The sequence below is a fragment of the Streptomyces sp. YJ-C3 genome (assembly GCF_053891275.1).
Genome location: NZ_CM132685.1, coordinates 872,773 through 891,086, shown reverse-complemented (window position 1 = coordinate 891,086; position 18,314 = coordinate 872,773). Strand labels below are relative to the sequence as shown.

Below are 18,314 nucleotides of genomic sequence, written 5' to 3'. Positions count from 1 at the left end.
AGCTCCCGGCGCGGGCAGGGGGCGACGATGCCCCCGCGAGATATCGCGCTGATCACGGGACAAGGCTATCGCTCCGCACCGGGGACCCGTCATGAGCCGTATGTGTACAAAACCAGCGGCCGAACTTTGACACTCTGCACAGAACCGCGCCCTCTTGCCAGGATCCGGGGGCGGCGGGAGGTTGGGCACGACGGCGGACACCGGCTCGCCGAGGGGAGCGTGTGACCAATGGCACCCAAGATCCTGATCGTGACCGGCGACGCGGCGGAGTCGCTGGAGGTCCTCTACCCGTACCAGCGGCTGCGCGAGGAGGGCTACGACGTCCACGTCGCGGCCCCGACCCGCAAGCGGCTGCGCCTCGTGGTGCACGACTTCGAGCCGGGCTTCGACACGTACACGGAGAAGCCGGGCTACACCTGGCCGGCCGACCTGGCCTTCGCGGAAGTCGACCCGGGCCAGTACGCCGCCCTGGTGATCCCGGGCGGCCGGGCGCCGGAGTACCTGCGCGGCGACGGCGAACTCCGCAAGATCGTCAAGGCCTTCTTCGACACCGACAAGCCCGTCGCCCAGATCTGCCACGGCCCGCTCCTGACCGCCGCGGTCGACGGCCTGCGGGGCCGCCGCGTGACGGCGTACCCGGCGCTGGAGCCGGACATGCAGGCGGCCGGCGCCACCTTCCAGGACGCGGCGGCGGTCGTCGACGGCACGCTGGTGTCGGCCCGGTCCTGGTCGGACCACCCGGCCTGGATGCGGGAGTTCCTCACGGTGCTGCGGGCGAAGGCACCGGCGGTCTGAAGCACCTGGGCCCGCGGGGTCCGGGCGGGCCTGGCTCAAGGAGGTGGCTGCCCCGCCGACGAGGGCAGCCACCGTGGCGCACCGCGCTCCGGGCACCACGACGGGGAGCCGTTGCCACGACAGCCGTGGGGAGTTGACCATTACTGCCCGACGCCCCGCCGCGCGTGTCCTTCCCGGACCATGCGGCACGTGTACAGCTAAGCGGCACCCGCCTGACCGGTGCATCGGTATCGCGCGAGACACGTATACGCATGTCGGCCCGGTGAGCGGGACTCCGTATACCTAGAGCCGGACCCGCCCTAGGTCGTGTCCGCAAAGTCGTTGGCTCGTTGGTCTGTTCATGGTGCGTCGTCATGAACTGACCGATGAATCCTGGGCGGTGATCGAGCCGTTACTGGCTCCGCCCCGGATGGGCCGTCCGGTGCGGGACCGACGTCAGGTCGTCAACGGAATCCTGTGGAAGCTGTCGACCGGGGCGGCCTGGCGGGACCTGCCGGAACGCTATGGCCCGTGGAAGACGGTCTACGAACGCTTCCGCCGCTGGTCGGCCGATGGAACCTGGGACCGCCTGCTGGCCCACGTCCAGCAGCATTCCGACGCCGTGGGCGCTGTCGACTGGTCGATCGTGTGTGTCGACTCCACGACGGTGCGAGCCCATCAGCATGCGGCCGGGGCACGAAAAGGGGGCTCTGGCCGGGCGAGGCGATCGGCCGCTCCCGCGGCGGACTGACCACGAAGATCCACCTTGCCTGCGACGGACTCGGCCGGCCCCTGGCCTTCACCCTGACCGCTGGGAACGTCAACGACTGCACCCAGTTCGAGGCGGTGATGGCCCGCATCCGGGTCGCCCGATGCGGTCCGGGCCGCCCACGCACCAGACCGGAGCGGGTGGCCGCAGACAAGGGTTACTCGTCCGTCAAGATCCGCGCCTACCTGCGCGGACGCGGCATCAAAGCAGCGATCCCGGAACGAATCGACCAGATCAACGGCCGCATCCGCAGAGGCCAGAGCCGATGCAGACTCAACCGGGCCGCCTACCGGCGCCGCAACCTCGTCGAACGCTGCTTCAACAAGCTCAAGCACCACAAGGCCCTGGCCACCCGCTACGACAAACGAGCCCGCCACTACCAAGCCATGGTCACCCTCGCCTGCCTACAACTCTGGCTCCCATGACTTTGCGGACACGACCTAGGGCCGGTCCGAGTTCTCCAGGCCGGCACCGGCGACGGCGGCCACCTCCGTGCGGGACCCCACCCCCAGCTTGGCCAGGATGTGCTCCACATGCGCGTCGGCGGTCCGCTTGGAGATCACCAGCCGCTCCGCGATCTCCCGGTTGGACAGCCCCTGCGTCACCAGCGCGGCGACCTCCCGCTCGCGCCGGGTGAGCGCGTCCACCCCGGCGCGCCGGGCCGCGGGCACCGGCGCGGCCCCCGGCGTCTCGGCTCCCGAGCGGACGGCGTCCAGCACCCGGCTGCCGGAGAGCCGCGCGCCCACCTCGTTCCACCGCCGGAACTCCGCGTCCCCGAGCGCCAGCCGCACGGCTCCGCGCACGGTCTCCTGCTCGTGGAAGAGCGAGGGCAGCATGCCCACCGGGTCGCCGCCGAGCCGCCGGGCGTTCTCCGCGTAGCCGAGCAGCCACGCCGCCCGCACGTACCGCTCCTCGTGCGCGGCGGACCAGGCGAGCACCAGGCAGCACATCGCGGCGACGAGCACCTCGTCGATCTCGGCGGCGGCCTCCAGTCCCTGGCACAGGGGCCCGAGGGCCGCTTCGCGCTCGCCGCCGAGCCACAGCATGAGGCCCTGCACCATGAGCGTGGAGCCGAGCAACTGGCGCTCGCCGGTGCTCTCCAGGTACGCGAGGCCCGTGCGGCACAGCTCCAGGGCGCTCTCGGTGTCGCCGAGCACGCCGAGCACCACGGCGGCCTCGTAGTGGATGACGCCGATGCCGAGCCCGTCGCCGCGCGCCAGGATCCGCTGCCGCGCGTCCTCCAGCGCCACGAGCCCCTCGGGCTCCCCGCACAGCGCGGTCAGCCCGCCGAGGTAGGCGTCGCAGAACAGCTCCACGCGGTCCGTCCCCGACTCCCGGGCCACCTCGACGGCCCGGTGGAACAGCTCCAGGGCGCCGGGCAGATCGCCGGTCCACACCGCGGCGAGGGCCACCATGAAGCGCCCCCACGCCTGCTCCTCGCCCACCTCGTCGAGGAGCGCCAGCCCCTTCTCGATCCAGTACCGGCCCTCGGAGATCCCGCCGACCGCCCGCCAGTACGGGCCGAGCTGAGCGGCCAGCCACACGCCCTGCGCGACCGACTCCGGCCGCTCGTAGGCGTATTCGAGCGCGGCCCGCAGGTCGGACTTCTCGGCGCGCAGCACCCGGTAGTGCGCGGGCTGCGCGGGCGTGAGGTACTCGTCCCAGTAGCGCTGCCCGAGGTCCCGGTAGTACGCGAAGTGCCGCCCCCGCACGGCGGCCGCCTGCCCGGACTCCGCCAGCCATTCGGCGCCGTACTCGCGGATGGTGTCGAGCAGCCGGTAGCGGCTGCCGTTCTCACCGATGCGCTGGACGACGGACTTGTCGACGAGCCCGATCAGGCACTCGAGCACCTCGCCGCCGCCCAGCTCGCCTCCCGCGCCGACCACTTCGGCGGCCGACAGCTCGAAGGAGTCCGCGAAGACGGAGAGCCGCGCCCACAGCAGCCGCTCCTTCGGCGTGCAGAGCTCGTGCGACCAGCCGATGGCCGTGCGCAGCGTCTGGTGCCGGGTCAGCGCGGTGCGCCGCCCGCCGGTGAGCACCTCGAAGCGCTGCCCGAGCCGCTCCACCAGCTGCTCCAGGGGTACCGCCCGCAAGCGCACCGCGGCCAGCTCCAGAGCGAGCGGGATCCCGTCCAACCGGCTTGCCAGCGCGGCGAGTTGCGCGCGGTTGGCGTCCGTCACCTCGAAGCCGGGGACGACGGCCGCGGCCCGCTGCACGAACAGCTCCAGGGCGTCGTCGGGGCCGAGCGGCGCGATGGCGCAACAGTGCTCGCCCGGCACGTCGAGCGGCTGCCGGCTGGTGGCGAGGACGCTCACCCCGGCCGCCTCCCGCAGCAGCACGTCGGTGAGCATCGCGCACGCGTCGACGAGGTGTTCGCACGTGTCGAGGACGACGAGCAGCTGCCGCCCCTGCAGATGGGCGACGACCGCGTCGAGGGGCTCCATGCCTGCCTGCTCGGGCAGTTGGAGCACCGCGGCGAGCGTCACCGGGATCAGCTCGGGGTCGCGCAGCGCGCTCAGCTCGACCAGCCACACCCCGTCCGGGAACCGCTCGGCGAGCCCGGCCGCCGCCCGCAGGGCCGTACGGCTCTTGCCGACACCGCCGGGTCCGACCAGCGTGACCAGCCTGGCCTGCTCGAACGCGCCCTGCACCTGCGCGAGTTCGGCCGCCCGGCCGACGAACGTGGTGACCTCGACCGGCAGTTGCCCGCCACGCCGCTGCCCGAAGCCGAAACCCATGCTCCCCGTCCCCCCGTCGCGCCCTGCCACACCACCGAACTCTCACCACAGAGTACGCAGCGCCCTGCGGAGCGTGAACGAAGTCGGCGCAGAAGCCCCGGAAGACCACTCCGCGGAGAAGATCCGGCTCAGGCCGCGGCGGCGATCCGCTCCGCCTCGCCCACCGCCTCCGCGAGCGTGTCCACGACGGGCACCCCCACCCCTTCGAGGCTGGCCCTGCTGTGCGAACCGCCGGTGTAGAGCACGGCCCGCGCGCCCGCGCCCAGCGCGGCGACCGCGTCGTCCGCGGCGTCCCCGATGACGACGGTCCGCTCCGGCGCCACGCCCCGCAGCGCGCCCAGGTGCCGCACCATGTGCTCGGCCTTGCTGCCGCCGGACGGGCCGGTGCGCCCGTCGACCCGCACGAACCGCTCGGTGATCCCCAACTGCCTTACCAGCGGTACCAGTTCCTCATGCCCGTACATGCTGAGGATCGACTGGCTGCGCCCGGCGTCCTGCCACCCGGCGAGCAGCAGCTCGGCGCCCTCGGCGAGGCCGCACGCCACGGAGTGCCGCAGGTAGTGCCGGTGGAACGCCTCGTCCATCACGGCCCATTCGGCATCGGTGGGCAGCCGCCCCATCAGCCGCTCGTAGAACTTGGGCACCGGCACGCAGTACAGCGCGCGGTACTTCTCCAGCGTGATCGGGGCGAGCCCGATCTCCTCGAAGGCGGCGTTGGTGGCACGGATGATGGCATCGTTGTCGTGGAACAGCGTCCCGTTCCAGTCCCAGACGATGTGCGCGCCGGCTATGTGCTTCCCCATGCCCTAGAACGTACCCCGTGCGCACTGGGCCCCCACGGGCTCAGTCGCCGCGGCCCACCAGGCTCGCGATCTCCTGCGTGGCGAACCACAGCAGCTCGTGGTCCTCGGCCCCGTCCACGACGAACTGGGCGTCGTCGTCCCCGTGATCGGCGGCGCCCAGCGCGGCCGCGGCGGCCGCGACATCGGCCTCGGCGTCGTCGGCGTCCACGTGCACGGCGGCGGCCTTGGCCAGCACCACGGCCTCGCGCACGGTCACCTCACCGAGCGCGGCCGGGTCGAGCCCGCGGTCGGGGTCGGCGACGGCGGCCCGGTCCGCCACGTCCACGGCGACGACGACCCGCCGCCGCGCCGCGTCGGGCTCACCGGCGAGCAGCCGCAGCGAGGCCAGCGCGGCGCGGTTGAGGGCCGCGTACTCCAGCTCCTCGATGTCGTCGGACAGGTACCACTCGCGCAGCGCGGGCGTCACGGCGTAGGCGGTGAGCGGCGCGGGTCCCAGCTCGCCCGTCTTGTACGCCTCTGCGAGTCGAGGCAGGGACAGAGGTACGTACACGCGCATGACGGGCCGCTTTCGTCGTCTTCGGAGCCGGCCCCATGGCCCAGGGTGCCGATGGGGCCTTCAGGATACGTGCGGGAGTCCCCCTTCGGGCTGCCGGCCGGACCCCGCGCGCACGTCAACGGGGTTCCGCCGATTCACCCGCCCGCCCCTTGCGGCCTCCGGCCCGTCCGCCGCCCGGCCACTCGGATAGGTGAACCGCCCGCCCCCGGCCTGCCCGGCCCGGCGTCCCTTGCGGGGCTCTCGACGGACCCCGTACAAGATCACCAAGCAAAGTTACCGACTGGTATCCGGAGGCGCTGTGCAGAAGGTGATGACCAGGCGGGGTCCCCGCGCGACCACCCGGCCCCCGTCCCGCCGGGACTCCCGGCGCCCGGCCGACCGCCGGGTCCCGCCCCAGGCCCCGCCGCACCCCACGGAGCTCTTCACCCAGCGCCTGCTCCTGGTCCTGTCGGGCCACCGGCCCCCGCACTGGTTCGCCCGCCACACCGCCCATCAGGCCTACGAGGACCTGTTGTGGCTGGTGGCCCGCCGCTCCCTCGGCACCGGCGGGCGCCGCCCGACGATCCACCGCATCGGCCACTTCGAACCGTCGAGCGGCACCTACGAGGTCTTCGCCCGCATCACGGCGGGCTCCCGGCTGCACGCCCTGGCCTTCCGCCTCCACCTGTCCCACGACCAGCGCTGGCGGGTCACCGCGGTGGAACTGGACGGCCGCCCGCCCCGCGAGACGTTCTAGACACGGCACACACTGCACACGCCGCACACGCCGCACACGCTGGACACGCGGAAGGGCCGGGCACACCGTGCCCGGCCCTTCAGGAAGCGATGGTCACTTCTTGCGACGACGCCCCTTCGACTGCTTCCTGCGCTCGGCCCGCGTCAGGCCGTCCGCCTCGGAGCGCAGCGGACCGTCCTCGGTCACGAAGTCGCCCTCGTCGACACCGCCCTCGGCGTTCGGCGCCTGGAAGTGCAGCCGGTCGGGACGCTGCGGAGCGTCGAGCCCCTTGGCGCGGATCTCCGGACGCGGCCCGGCCTGCGCCGGCACGGCGTCGGCCTTGTCCAGCGACGTGGGCGCCGCGTCCTCCACCGGGACCTCCTCGACCTGCTGCTCGACCTGGACCTCCAGGTTGAACAGGTAGCCGACGGACTCCTCCTTGATGCCCTCCATCATGGCGGTGAACATGTCGAAGCCCTCGCGCTGGTACTCGACCAGCGGGTCCTTCTGCGCCATGGCGCGCAGACCGATGCCCTCCTGGAGGTAGTCCATCTCGTAGAGGTGCTCACGCCACTTGCGGTCGAGCACGGAGAGCACCACGCGGCGCTCCAGCTCACGCATGATCTCGGAGCCGAGCTGCTCCTCGCGCCCCTCGTACTGCGCGTGGATGTCGTCCTTGACGGCCTCGCCGATGAACTCGGCGGTGAGACCGGCACGGTCCCCGGCCTCGTCCTCCAGCTCCTCCGTGGAGACCTTGATCGGGTAGAGCTGCTTGAAGGCGCCCCACAGCCGGTCGAGGTCCCACTCCTCGGCGAAGCCCTCGGCGGTCTCGGCGCCGATGTAGGCGTCGATGGTGTCGTCCATGAAGTGCTGCACCTGCTCGTGCAGGTCCTCGCCCTCCAGGACGCGACGGCGCTCGCCGTAGATGACCTCACGCTGCCGGTTGAGCACCTCGTCGTACTTCAGGACGTTCTTACGCGTCTCGAAGTTCTGCTGCTCGACCTGCGACTGCGCGGAGGCGATCGCCCGCGTCACCATCTTGTTCTCGATCGGCACGTCGTCCGGCACGTTGGCCATCGACATCACGCGCTCGACCATCTGCGCCTTGAACAGGCGCATCAGGTCGTCGCCGAGCGACAGGTAGAAGCGCGACTCGCCGGGGTCGCCCTGACGGCCGGAACGACCGCGCAGCTGGTTGTCGATACGCCGCGACTCGTGCCGCTCGGTACCGAGGACGTAGAGCCCGCCGAGGTCCTTGACCTCCTCGAACTCCGCCTTGACGGCCAGCTCGGCCTTCTCCAGGGCGGCGGGCAGCCGGGCCGCCCACTCCTCGACGTGCTCGACGGGGTCGAGACCCGCCTGGCGCAGCTCGGCCTCGGCGAGGTCGTCCGGGTTGCCGCCGAGCTTGATGTCGGTACCACGGCCGGCCATGTTCGTGGCGACGGTGACGGCGCCCTTGCGGCCGGCCTGCGCGACGATCGTGGCCTCACGGTCGTGCTGCTTGGCGTTGAGCACCTCGTGCTGGATGCCGCGCTTGGAGAGCTGCTGCGAGAGGTACTCGGACTTCTCGACCGACGTCGTACCGACGAGGATCGGCTGGCCCTTCTCGTGCTTCTCCGCGATGTCGTCGACGACCGCGTCGAACTTGGCGACCTCGGTGCGGTAGATCAGGTCGGCCTGGTCCTTGCGGACCATCGGCTTGTTCGTCGGGATCGGGACGACCCCGAGCTTGTAGATCTGGTGGAACTCGGCGGCCTCGGTCATCGCCGTACCGGTCATGCCGGAGAGCTTGTCGTAGAGGCGGAAGAAGTTCTGCAGGGTGATGGTCGCAAGGGTCTGGTTCTCGTCCTTGATGTCCACCCCTTCCTTCGCCTCGATCGCCTGGTGCATGCCCTCGTTGTAGCGGCGGCCGGCGAGGATACGGCCGGTGTGCTCGTCGACGATCATGACTTCGCCGTCGATGACGACGTAGTCCTTGTCCTTCTTGAAGAGTTCCTTGGCCTTGATGGCGTTGTTCAGGTAACCCACGAGCGGGGTGTTCACCGACTCGTAGAGGTTGTCGATACCCAGCCAGTCCTCGACCTTGGCGACACCGGGCTCGTGGATCGCCACGGTCCGCTTCTTCTCGTCGACCTCGTAGTCGCCGGTCTCCTCGATGCCCTTCAGCTGGTTGCCCGCCTCGCCCTTCTTCAGGCGCGTGACGAGCCGGGCGAAGTCCGCGTACCACTTGGTGGCCTGGTCGGCGGGGCCGGAGATGATCAGCGGCGTACGGGCCTCGTCGACGAGGATGGAGTCGACCTCGTCGACCACCGCGAAGTTGTGGCCGCGCTGGACGAGCTCGTCCTGGGACCACGCCATGTTGTCGCGCAGGTAGTCGAAGCCGAACTCGTTGTTCGTGCCGTACGTGATGTCGCAGTTGTACATCTCACGGCGCTGCGCCGGCGTCATGTTCGCCAGGATGCAGCCCACGCTCAGGCCCAGGAACTTGTGGACGCGGCCCATCATCTCGGAGTCGCGCTCGGCCAGGTAGTCGTTCACCGTGATCAGGTGGACGCCCTTGCCGGACAGCGCGTTCAGGTAAGTGGGCAGCGTACCGACGAGGGTCTTGCCCTCACCGGTCTTCATCTCGGCGACGTACCCGAGGTGGAGGGCGGCGCCGCCCATGAGCTGCACGTCGTAGTGACGCTGGCCGAGCACACGCTTGGCGGCCTCACGGACGGTGGCGAACGCCTCGGGCAGCAGGTCGTCGAGGGTCTCGCCGTCCTCCAAGCGCTGCTTGTACTCGTCGGTGAGGGCCCGCAGCTCGGCGTCGGAGAGGCTGACGAAGTCCTCTTCGATGGAGTTGACCTGGTCCGCGATGCGGTGCAGCTTGCGCAGGATCTTGCCTTCGCCTGCACGCATGATCTTCTGGAGGACGGACACGGGGGTTGGTCTCCTTGCCGGTCGGGCCTGGCACGGTCGGTTACTCAGGCGACAGCCTGAGCAACGGCCATCGTATGCGAGGACCCCACCGCGCCGGGAGGTCTGCCATCAGGTCCAACGGACAGGGGCCCCGGAAGGTGCCGGTAAGGGACACGAAAAGTGGTGACATCCCTCCCTGTCCCCGAGCAGAATCGGGCGATGGACCCCGTGACGCTGACCACCGGCCGCCTGCAGCTGCGTACCTTCGTGCCCGCCGACATCGACGAGGTGTGCGCGGCGGTCCAGGACCCCGAGATCCAGCGCTGGGTGCCGGTTCCCTCTCCGTACGCGCGCGCGGACGCGGAGTACTTCGTCCTGCGCGTGGTCGCGGACGGCTGGCGCACCGACACCGAGTACACCTTCGCCGTGCGGGCCGAGGAGCACGGCCCGATCCTCGGCGCGGTCTCGCTGCACCACCCGCGCGCGGGCAGCTGGGAGATCGGTTTCTGGACGGCCAAGGAGCACCGCGGCCGCGGTTACATGACGGAAGCCGCCCTGGGCCTGGCCCGCTGGGCCTTCACTCAGCTCGCCTGCACACGCCTGGAGTGGCGCGCCGAGGTGGGCAACGTGGGCTCGCGCACGGTCGCCGAGAAGGCCGGCTTCACGATCGAGGGCGTGCTGCGCTCGGGCCTGCTCAACAAGGAGGTGCTGCGTGACTGCTGGATCGGCGCGCTGCTGCCCTCGGACCTGGGCCTGCCGTGCCCGCTGCCCTACCTGCCGACACCGGCCTGACTGTCAGTGGCTGCACCTATCGTTCGGGGCATGACGACCTTGCCGCGTCCCGCCGCCGATCTGTCCGCCGACGAAGCCCGCCGCATCGCGCTGCGCGCCCAGGGTTTCCTCGGCGCCCCGGACCGCCGGGGAGGGGTCCGCGGAGTGCTGCGCCACCTGGGCGCGGTCCAGCTCGACACGATCTCGGTGCTGGCCCGCTCGCACGAGCTGATCCCGTACGCGCGTCTGGGCGCGGTGGGCCGCAAGACGATCGAGGCGGCCTACTGGACCGACCGTCACGCTTTCGAGTACTGGTCGCACGCGGCCTGCATCCTGCCCGTCGAGGAGTGGCCGCACTTCGCGTTCCGCCGCCGCGCCTACCGCACCCGGCCGCACTGGCACCACGACCTGCCCGACGGCGCGTACGACCAGGTGATCAAGCAGCTGCGCGCCGAAGGCCCGCTCACCGCGACGGAGTTGGGCGGCGCGAAGAACAAGGGCGAGTGGTGGGACTGGTCGGAGTCGAAGGTCGCCGTCGAGCGCGCGCTGATGTACGGCGAGGTGGTGTGCGTCGAGCGCCGCGGCTGGAAGCGGGTCTACGACCTCGCGGAGCGCGCGATCCCCGCCGAGCTGCTCCATGACGACCTGGACGACCAGGAGTGCGTGCGCCGCCTGGTGCGTCAGGCGGGCGAGGCGCTGGGCGTCGGCACGCGCGCGGACATCGCGGACTACCACCGTCTGAAGAGCGAGCAGTTCGACGCGGTGATCCAGGAGACCGGCCTGGTCCCGGTGACGGTCCAGGGCTGGTCCAAGCCGGCCTGGGCCGACCCGGCGGCCCTGGCGTCGGCCCCGCGCGGCCGCCATCGCACCACGCTCCTGTCGCCGTTCGACTCGCTGATCTGGGAGCGGGCGCGCACGGAGCGGATCTTCGGTTTCACCCACCGGCTTGAGGCCTACGTCCCCAAGCCGAAGCGGGTCCACGGCTACTTCGCGATGCCGGTCCTGTCCGGCGGCCGTCTGGTGGGCCGTGTCGATCCGGCGCGCGAGGGAGCCACGCTGGTCGCCAAGCAGGTGTCCCTGGACGGCGCGAAGGCGGTCCCTGCGGTGGCGGGGGCGCTGCTGGAGGCCGCGGCCTGGGTCGGCTGCGACAGCGTCCGGGTGGAGCGCGTGGACGCGGCAGCGCTCAAGCCCGCCCTGGTGAAGGCGCTCACCTGAGCGGGGCCGCCGGGCGCGCCGCCGGAGACGGCTGCGGGCCGGGCCTGTCCGGCTAGCGGATCTCCAGGATCTTCTCCCGCATCGCGTAGACCACGGCTTCCATCCGGGAGTGCAGCTGCAGCTTCTCCAGGATGTTGCGCACATGGTTCTTCACGGTGTTCTCGGAAATGAAGAGCTCCTTGGCGATGTCCCGGTTGTTCATGCCGGTGGCGACGAGCTTGAGCACCTCCAGCTCCCGGTCGGTCAGCCGGGGCGCGGGCACGAGCCGGCGCTCGTCGGTGCGCTGGATCATCGACTTGAATTCGGTGAGCAGTTTCGACGCCATCGACGGGCTGATCTGCGACTGCCCGTCGGCCACCGCGCGAATGGCCGTGGCCACCTCGTCGGTCGAGATCTCCTTGAGGAGATAACCGGTCGCGCCCGCCTTGATCGCGTCGTAGAGATCGGCTTCCTCGTCGCTGATCGTCAGCATGATGATTTTGGCGCTGGGCGCCACCTCCTTGATGGAGGTGCACGCCTCGATTCCGCCCCTCTTGGGCATGCGTACGTCCATGAGGACGATGTCCGGCAGCAGGTCGGCCGCCTTGTCCACCGCCTCAGCACCGTCGCCGGCCTCGCCGACGACCTGGATGTCCTCCTCGGCGGCGAGGACGATCTCCAGCCCGCGCCGGAACAGCGCGTGGTCGTCCACCACAAGGACCCGGATGGGCTCCTCGCGCGGGGAGCCCGCGTCCGGTCCCATGCCGGCGCCGCCGTCGGCAGCGCCGGCGTCCTCGCCCCGCATCGGTCCGAAGCTGTCCGCCATCGTTCCTCCCCCTGAAGGCCGTGGCCCGTCTTCCTGTGCCGCGCCAACCCGAGGCGCCGCCACGCCGGTTGACCCGGCTCGGCCATGATTTCATGCCGCGGTGCCCGCGCGACGACGGTGCGGTGCAAGTGGGGGTCGCACGATGGTGCCCCTGGGGGCGCACGCGCGCTCCAGGGGCACCGGATGAGTGTGTTTTCGGACAGTCCTGCCCGAGCGGGGCTCAGCCGATGGCGTCGCCGGCGTCGGCGCTGTGCACCTCGGCGACCATCGGGTCGGTGCTGAGGTGGATGACGCCGTAGTCGTAGGCGTGGCGCCGGTAGACGACGCTCGGTTCCTTGGTCTCGGAGTCGACGAACAGATAGAAGTCGTGCCCGACGAGCTCCATCTCGTAGAGCGCCTGGTCGAGCGTCATGGGTGCCGCCACGTGCGTCTTTTCGCGCACGACGATCGGGCCTTCGCCCTGGACCTCGAGCGATCCCATCCTGGTGATCGGTACGCCGTCGGATTCGGTCTCGTCCTTGGCGACCGTGCCGTCCCCGTTGAGCGTGGCGGCGTCCGGGACGCGCTCGGCGACCTCGGCAGCCGAGATCCGCTTCGTGCCGCGTCGCGACGACCGCTTGTCGTGCTGCTTGCGCAGCCGCGCGTCCAGCTTTTCGGTGGCGAGGTCGAGCGCCGCGTACGGGTCGTTCGCCGAGGCCTCCGCCCGGATCACCGGGCCGCGCGTGCGCAGCGTGATCTCCACGCGGTCGCACCGGTCGGCCTGTCGGGGGTTGGGCTCCTTGGACACCTCGACGTCGAGGCTCATCACCTTGCCGTCGAGCTTCTGGATCTTCTCCAGGTTCAGCTTCTCGGCCACGTGCTTGCGGAACCGCTCCGGCACCTCGGTCTTGCGGCCCTTGACGACGATGTCCACGCAGAACTCCGTTCCCGGATAGCTCCGCTCCTGTGGCGGAGCATCTCCCTTTTGCACCAGACTCCGGCCACTTCCGGAGCCTCGGACTCGGTGACTTCCACCTCCTCCTCCCCCACGAACAAGATCTCCACCCCACCGGACCGGGTGATTGCGAAATCTCTGTGCAATCCCACAGCACGGCATTCCGATATGCGAGGCACGGTGGCTGCCTTTCTTCGCCAAGTTCCTCACAACCGAACATATCTCGCCCGGACGGATGTCGTCACCCTCTACTGGCGCGTACCTCCATTCAGGTGAAACAACCCTCTCGTTACCTGCAACGACGCAGATTGCTGGTCAGTTCCGGTTTATTTCGAAGGAATCCGGAGACGCCGCGATCACGGCTGCCCGGACCGGGCTCTGGCATGCCATTCCAGGACCTGTCCGGGAGCGTTCCCGACCCGCTCCGCCTTCTCCGCTACCCGATGTCGACGGCATCAAGGCACCTATTGCGCGCGCCGCCTCCGCCAACGAAGCGCCGGTCGTCATGAGGTCGTCGACCAGCACGATCCGGCCAACTTCCGTGAGCAGCCCACCGCTCCCGCCCACCGCCTCCAGCGCACCGGTCACATTGGCGAGCCGCTGCCGGGCGTCGAGCCCCGCCTGGTCGGCCACCGCGCGCCGCTGCCGCAGCACGGCGAGCACCCTGGCGGGTACGCCCGTGCGGCGCAGCTCGGCGGCCGCCGCGTACGCGATCCGCCGCATGGGGTCGTGCCCGCGCGCCCGCACGGCACGGGGTGCCGAGGGCACGGGTACGAGCGCCACGGCTACCGTGCCGCCCGGCTCCCGGCTGGGCAGCCCTTCGCGCACCGCTCCGGCGAGCGCGGCGCCGAGCGGCCGGGCCAGGCCGAGGGCGCCCCGCTCCTTGTGGGCGAGGAGCACGGCCCGCGCCGCGTCCCGATACGGCGCGGCGGCGTGCACGACGGGCAGCCCGGGCGGCTCCGGGCGCGGCCGCACCCGTCTGGGCACGGCGCCGCGCAACGCCGCCGAGCACCGCGCACACAGCGCCGTACGAGACCTGCCGCAGCCTGCGCACTGGGCCGGCAGCACCAGATCGGAGAGGTCCTGCCACCACGCCCGCATACCCACCACTGTGCCAACATGCGCGCCAGGCGACCACCCCTGTGGACAACACCCTGTGGACAACTGGGCAGTAACGGACGGACGTTGCCGACGGCTGCCCGAGAGCCGCGCGGGGCTCGTGTCCGCCCGCCGCTCCGCCGGCCGGCCGGCCAGCCGCAGTCGGACGCACAGCTCCGCGCCGGAACAACTCCCCCACGGCGCGCGGGCACTACCCCGGGTAGACCGGCGCCGTTCCGTCCTTCAGCACGGACTGCCACGCGGCGCCCGAGGGCAGCCGCACGATCCCGTCGTCGGAGTGCGCCAGCAGCGGCAAGGCGTCGTTGTCGGACGCCGCGATCTCGCTCACCCGGGTCAGCCCCGGCAGGGCCTGCCCCGTCGGGCTCGACCCGTCGGACTGCACGTACCGCATCTGCTGCAGCCCGCCGGCCTCCCGGCCGACCACCACGAGCCGGCTGCCGCCCGCCCAGGACACGGCCGTGACGTCTTCCATCTCCGGTGCGGCGGGGCGCAGTCCGGCGATCGAGAAGGCGGTGCCGCCGTCCCCGTCGGACTCCCGCTCGACCCGTCCGATCCGCAGCGACGTCGTGCCGTCCTCCTTGACCAGCAGCGCTGTCCGCGCGCCGTCGGCCGACATCTTCACCGCCTCGATGCGGGCGCCGTCGGCGAGTCCCTCGACGTCGACCTCCTGCATCTTGTCGCCGAGGCCCTGTCCGAACACCAGCAGCCGAGGATGCTTCGGATCGCGGTCGGCGACCCACAGGTCCCCGCGCCCGTCCCAACTCGGCGTGGAGAAGCCGTCCTTCTCACCGGCGGCCTGGCTGCGCGCCAGCGCGTCGCCCAGCGACGCGCCGTTGACGAACGAGGCCACGTACAGCGAACGTCCGTCGTTCGACACGCCCGCGGCGCGCTCCTGGTCGCGGGAGACCGCCACGGACCGCAGTCGCTGCTCGCCCTCGCCCAGCGGCCCCGGCACCCGCACCGGATCCCGGTCGGAGCTGCTGTTGTTGGGCATCCGCACGAGCCGGCCCTTGTCGTCCAGGAAGTACGGGGCGTCCGGTCCGGCGGACGACCGCGGCGCCGCCAGGGCGTCGGCCGCCCCCTCGTTCAGCGCGCACATGAAGCGGCCGTCGGCGCGCTGGAGCTCGACCTCGTTCACGCTCGAGGACGACAGGTCCCGCAGCGAGTAGAGCAGTTGGGCCGCCATCTGCTTGCACTTGGTCGGCGTCGCCGCGTCCGCGTACTTGTTCAGCGGCACCGTCAGCTTGTTGTCGTCGTCCGGGGCCAGCGAGTCCACGCCGTCCTTCAGAGCCGAGTTCGTCGGGAACGACGTCCGCACCGAGTACTTCAGCCAGCGCGTCGGCCCGGCGAGCACCTCCTTGACCGTCTCCGTCAGCGGATCGGTCCACTGCCGCACGAAGACGGGGTCGGCGACGAGCTCCTGCCGGGGAGGACCGTCGCCGGACTTCGAATCCACCGCGTAGTAGTACTTGTTGACGGACTGGTAGATCCGCTGGAAGTCGGACTCGCTGAGCACGACGCCCGTCGGCACGGTGTCGATCCGCCACTGGGTGCCCTTGGCCGTCTCGACCTGGGACAGGTGCAGGTCCTTCTGGTACTGGTTCGTGCGCGGCTCATAGGCCTGCTGCTGGTCGACCGTGGCGACCTGGCGGCCTGTCAGCCGGAAGGTCCGGCCCTCGTCGCCCGCGTTCTGCTGGCTGACCGGCCGGGTGTTGGGGCCGTCCGCGAGGACGACGGTCCGCTGCCCGGGACGCCAGTTCTTCGCCGCCTTCGGCGTCAGATACTTGCGCGCCATCGCGTACGAAGGGTCGTCGCTGGTCAGCGACTCCAGGAAGCCCTCGACGATGTTCGCGGGGCTGGCCCCGTCCTGCGGCGGCAGCGCGAAGACGCGCACCTGCGAGTCCGGCCGCTGCGACGCCTCGACCGCTTCGAGCCCTCCGCTGTCCGGCATCGACGCGCATCCGGCGAGCACGATCACGCCGCATCCGGCCAGCGCACCGGCCCGTACCGCACGCCGTCGACGCGGCGCCCGCTGCTCACTCATGACCGCCGTCGCTCCCCTCGGCGCGCTCTTCCCGATCCGCGGTGCGGCGCCCGCCCACGGCCACGTCCCCCCGCCGCGCACCGGAGCCGGTGCGCGCCTCGTCCCTGCCGCTCACGTCCCGGTCCCCAGCGTCCGCCGGCTCGGCCGGGCCCGCCTCACCGACGCGTTCACCCGGCTGGTGCGGCACACTCACCGCGCCATCGCCGCCGTGCGCACCGCCACGGGACACCACGCGCGCGCCGTTGCCCGGCAGCGCCGTCGGGTCGGCGGGCACCGCCGCCTGCTGGAAGCGCGGCGCGATCGGGGCCTTCGACGGCGCGGACGGCGTCTGCGCCGGCACCGTCGCGAGCTTCCTGCCCTCGCCCTGCGGCGGCTCCGCGTCGTCCGCGGTACGGCCGCGCCGCGAGTCCTCGGGCTCCAGCGGTATCGGTGAACCGCGCAGGGCCTCGTCCGCCGTCCGCGGCAGCGTGAGCCGGAACTGCGAACCACCGCCCGGTTCGCCCCACGCCTGCAGCCAGCCGCCGTGCAGCCGCGCGTCCTCCAGGGCGATCGACAGGCCGAGCCCGGTGCCGCCGGTGGTACGCGCGCGTGCCGGGTCGGCCCGCCAGAAACGGCTGAACACCCGGGTGGCCTCGCCCGGCTTGAGCCCGACCCCGTAGTCGCGCACCGCCACGGCGACCGCGCCGCCCGCGGCCGCCAGCCGCACCACGACGTCCTTGCCCTCGCCGTGCTCCACGGCGTTGACCACGAGGTTGCGCAGGACACGCTCCACGCGGCGCGCGTCCGCCTCGGCGACCACGGGCTGGTCGTCGCCGACGATCCGGATGTGGGTGCCCTTGCGCTCGGCGAGCGGTTCGGCGCCGCCGACGACCCGCCGTACGACCTCCCGGAGGTCTATCGGCTCGGCCTCCAGCGCGGCGGCCCCCGCGTCGAACCGGCTGATCTCCAGCAGGTCCGCCAGCAACGACTCGAAGCGGTCCAGCTGATCGGCGAGCAGCTCCGCGGACCGCGCGGTCACCGGATCGAAGTCGACCCGTGCCTCGTGAATGACATCGGCGGCCATCCGCACGGTCGTCAGCGGCGTCCGCAGCTCGTGCGACACGTCCGAGACGAACCGTCGCTGCATCCGCGACAGGTCCTCCAGCTGCTGGATCTTCAGATGCAGGTTCTGCGCCATCTTGTTGAAGGCTTCGCCGAGGCGCGCGATGTCGTCCTCGCCGGTCACCTTCATACGTTCCTGGAGGCGTCCCGCCGAGAGCCGCTCGGCCACTCCGGCCGCCATCCGCACCGGCGTGACGACCTGCCGCACGACGAGCCAGGCGATCGCCCCGAGCAGCACGACCACGAACAGTCCGGCGGTCGCGAGCGTGCCCTTGACCAGGCCGAGGGACTTCTCCTCCTGCGTGAGCGGGAAGAGGTAGTACAGCTGGTAGGGGTTGCCCTGGGGGTCGGTGAGCTGTTTGCCGATCACCAGGCCGGGCTGCGAGGGCTGGCCGTCGGTGTAGACGATCCGCGTGTACTCCTGGGACGCGCTGGTCGTCCGGTCGACCTGGGCCCGCAGATCCACGGGCACGCTGCGGTCCGGCTCCACGCCACCGGAGCCCCGCGGCGCCCGCCCGCTGCCGCTGCCGACCTCGCTGGAGCTGAGCGTCACCACGTCGAAGGCGCCCTTGCCTCCGCTGGAGAGCTGGGTGGCGAGATCGCTCATCCAGGTCTTGGGGATCGGGGTGCGGCTGTCATCGGACAGCCCGTCCCGCGTCCCGGCCACCGCCGAGTCGGCCCGGTCCTTGGCCGCGCGGAAGCCGCCCTCGGCCTGGCTCTGCGACGCCTTCACCTTGGCGTCCAGCAGCCCGTTGCGTACGGAGCCGATGACGACGATGCCGAGCAGCAGCACCACACCCAGCGACATCAGCAGCGTCGTGACGACGACCTTCAACTGGATGTTGCGCCGCCACAGCCGCATCGCGGGCAGCAGCGGGCGCCGCACCCAGCGCATGAACAGGCGCAGCACCGGGCTGCCGTTCATCCCGCCCTGGAGCAGCAGCCCGCCGTCCATGACGCGGCGCAGCCAGGAGCCGCGCGCGGCGGCGGGCCCGGCCGCCGGTCCCACAGGCCGCTCCGAGCGAGACCCCGGCTTGCCGGGCGCCGAAGCGGCACTGTCCCGGGACAC

At 71.4% G+C, this 18,314-nt stretch carries 13 protein-coding genes and 1 pseudogene; 5 read left to right on the top strand and 9 right to left on the bottom strand.

Annotation, left to right across the window (positions count from 1 at the left end):
- The first annotated feature begins 228 nt into the window (after nt 1-228).
- Entirely contained in the window at nt 229-795 is a 567-nt protein-coding gene (locus ACVHNB_RS03945) for a DJ-1/PfpI family protein (protein WP_428952815.1), read from the top strand.
- Between the two features lie 340 nt (nt 796-1,135).
- Nucleotides 1,136-1,968, top strand: a pseudogene (locus ACVHNB_RS03940) (IS5 family transposase).
- 15 nt (nt 1,969-1,983) lie between these two features.
- On the opposite strand, the gene ACVHNB_RS03935 reads toward ACVHNB_RS03940, so the two are convergent.
- The 3 genes from ACVHNB_RS03935 to ACVHNB_RS03925 all read right to left on the bottom strand — a co-directional run bounded on the left by ACVHNB_RS03935 (nt 1,984) and on the right by ACVHNB_RS03925 (nt 5,640).
- Nucleotides 1,984-4,281, bottom strand: coding sequence for an ATP-binding protein (locus ACVHNB_RS03935; protein WP_428952816.1), 2,298 nt, complete (start codon nt 4,279-4,281; stop codon nt 1,984-1,986).
- 128 nt (nt 4,282-4,409) lie between these two features.
- Complete coding sequence (locus ACVHNB_RS03930; RefSeq protein WP_428952817.1) at nt 4,410-5,084, bottom strand: HAD family hydrolase; 675 nt, start codon at nt 5,082-5,084, stop codon at nt 4,410-4,412.
- Between the two features lie 40 nt (nt 5,085-5,124).
- The gene (locus ACVHNB_RS03925) at nt 5,125-5,640 is read right to left on the bottom strand and encodes a DUF6912 family protein (RefSeq protein ID WP_428952818.1); all 516 of its coding nucleotides are present in this window, start codon (nt 5,638-5,640) and stop codon (nt 5,125-5,127) included.
- Between the two features lie 310 nt (nt 5,641-5,950).
- Between ACVHNB_RS03925 and ACVHNB_RS03920 the strand changes: the two genes are divergently transcribed.
- The gene (locus ACVHNB_RS03920; RefSeq protein ID WP_456227413.1) at nt 5,951-6,376 is read left to right on the top strand and encodes an Rv3235 family protein; all 426 of its coding nucleotides are present in this window, start codon (nt 5,951-5,953) and stop codon (nt 6,374-6,376) included.
- A gap of 93 nt (nt 6,377-6,469) precedes the next feature.
- Here ACVHNB_RS03920 and secA read toward each other — a convergent pair whose 3' ends face one another.
- Entirely contained in the window at nt 6,470-9,277 is a 2,808-nt protein-coding gene (secA, locus tag ACVHNB_RS03915; protein ID WP_428952820.1) for a preprotein translocase subunit SecA, read from the bottom strand.
- A 198-nt stretch (nt 9,278-9,475) separates the two neighbouring features.
- Between secA and ACVHNB_RS03910 the strand changes: the two genes are divergently transcribed.
- Nucleotides 9,476-10,048: a GNAT family N-acetyltransferase gene (locus ACVHNB_RS03910; RefSeq protein ID WP_428952821.1), complete on the top strand. Its 573-nt coding sequence runs from the start codon at nt 9,476-9,478 to the stop codon at nt 10,046-10,048.
- A gap of 30 nt (nt 10,049-10,078) precedes the next feature.
- Nucleotides 10,079-11,242 carry a winged helix-turn-helix domain-containing protein gene (locus tag ACVHNB_RS03905; protein ID WP_428952822.1) on the top strand — a complete coding sequence of 388 codons (1,164 nt, stop codon included), beginning with the start codon at nt 10,079-10,081 and terminating at the stop codon, nt 11,240-11,242.
- Nucleotides 11,243-11,294: 52 nt separating this feature from the next.
- On the opposite strand, the gene ACVHNB_RS03900 is transcribed toward ACVHNB_RS03905, so the two are convergent.
- The 5 genes from ACVHNB_RS03900 to mtrB form a co-directional block, all read right to left on the bottom strand.
- A complete protein-coding gene (locus ACVHNB_RS03900) occupies nt 11,295-12,047 on the bottom strand; it encodes a response regulator (protein WP_428952823.1) in 753 nt (250 codons plus the stop codon).
- A gap of 220 nt (nt 12,048-12,267) precedes the next feature.
- Entirely contained in the window at nt 12,268-12,960 is a 693-nt protein-coding gene (hpf, locus tag ACVHNB_RS03895) for a ribosome hibernation-promoting factor, HPF/YfiA family (RefSeq protein ID WP_428952824.1), read from the bottom strand.
- Between the two features lie 336 nt (nt 12,961-13,296).
- Nucleotides 13,297-14,082, bottom strand: a complete 786-nt coding sequence (locus ACVHNB_RS03890; protein ID WP_428952825.1) for a ComF family protein — start codon at nt 14,080-14,082, stop codon at nt 13,297-13,299.
- Nucleotides 14,083-14,290: 208 nt separating this feature from the next.
- Nucleotides 14,291-16,144 carry an LpqB family beta-propeller domain-containing protein gene (locus ACVHNB_RS03885; RefSeq protein ID WP_428952826.1) on the bottom strand — a complete coding sequence of 618 codons (1,854 nt, stop codon included), beginning with the start codon at nt 16,142-16,144 and terminating at the stop codon, nt 14,291-14,293.
- Nucleotides 16,137-18,314 carry an MtrAB system histidine kinase MtrB gene (gene mtrB, locus ACVHNB_RS03880; protein WP_456227412.1) on the bottom strand — a complete coding sequence of 726 codons (2,178 nt, stop codon included), beginning with the start codon at nt 18,312-18,314 and terminating at the stop codon, nt 16,137-16,139. Before mtrB ends, ACVHNB_RS03885 begins: the two co-directional genes overlap by 8 nt.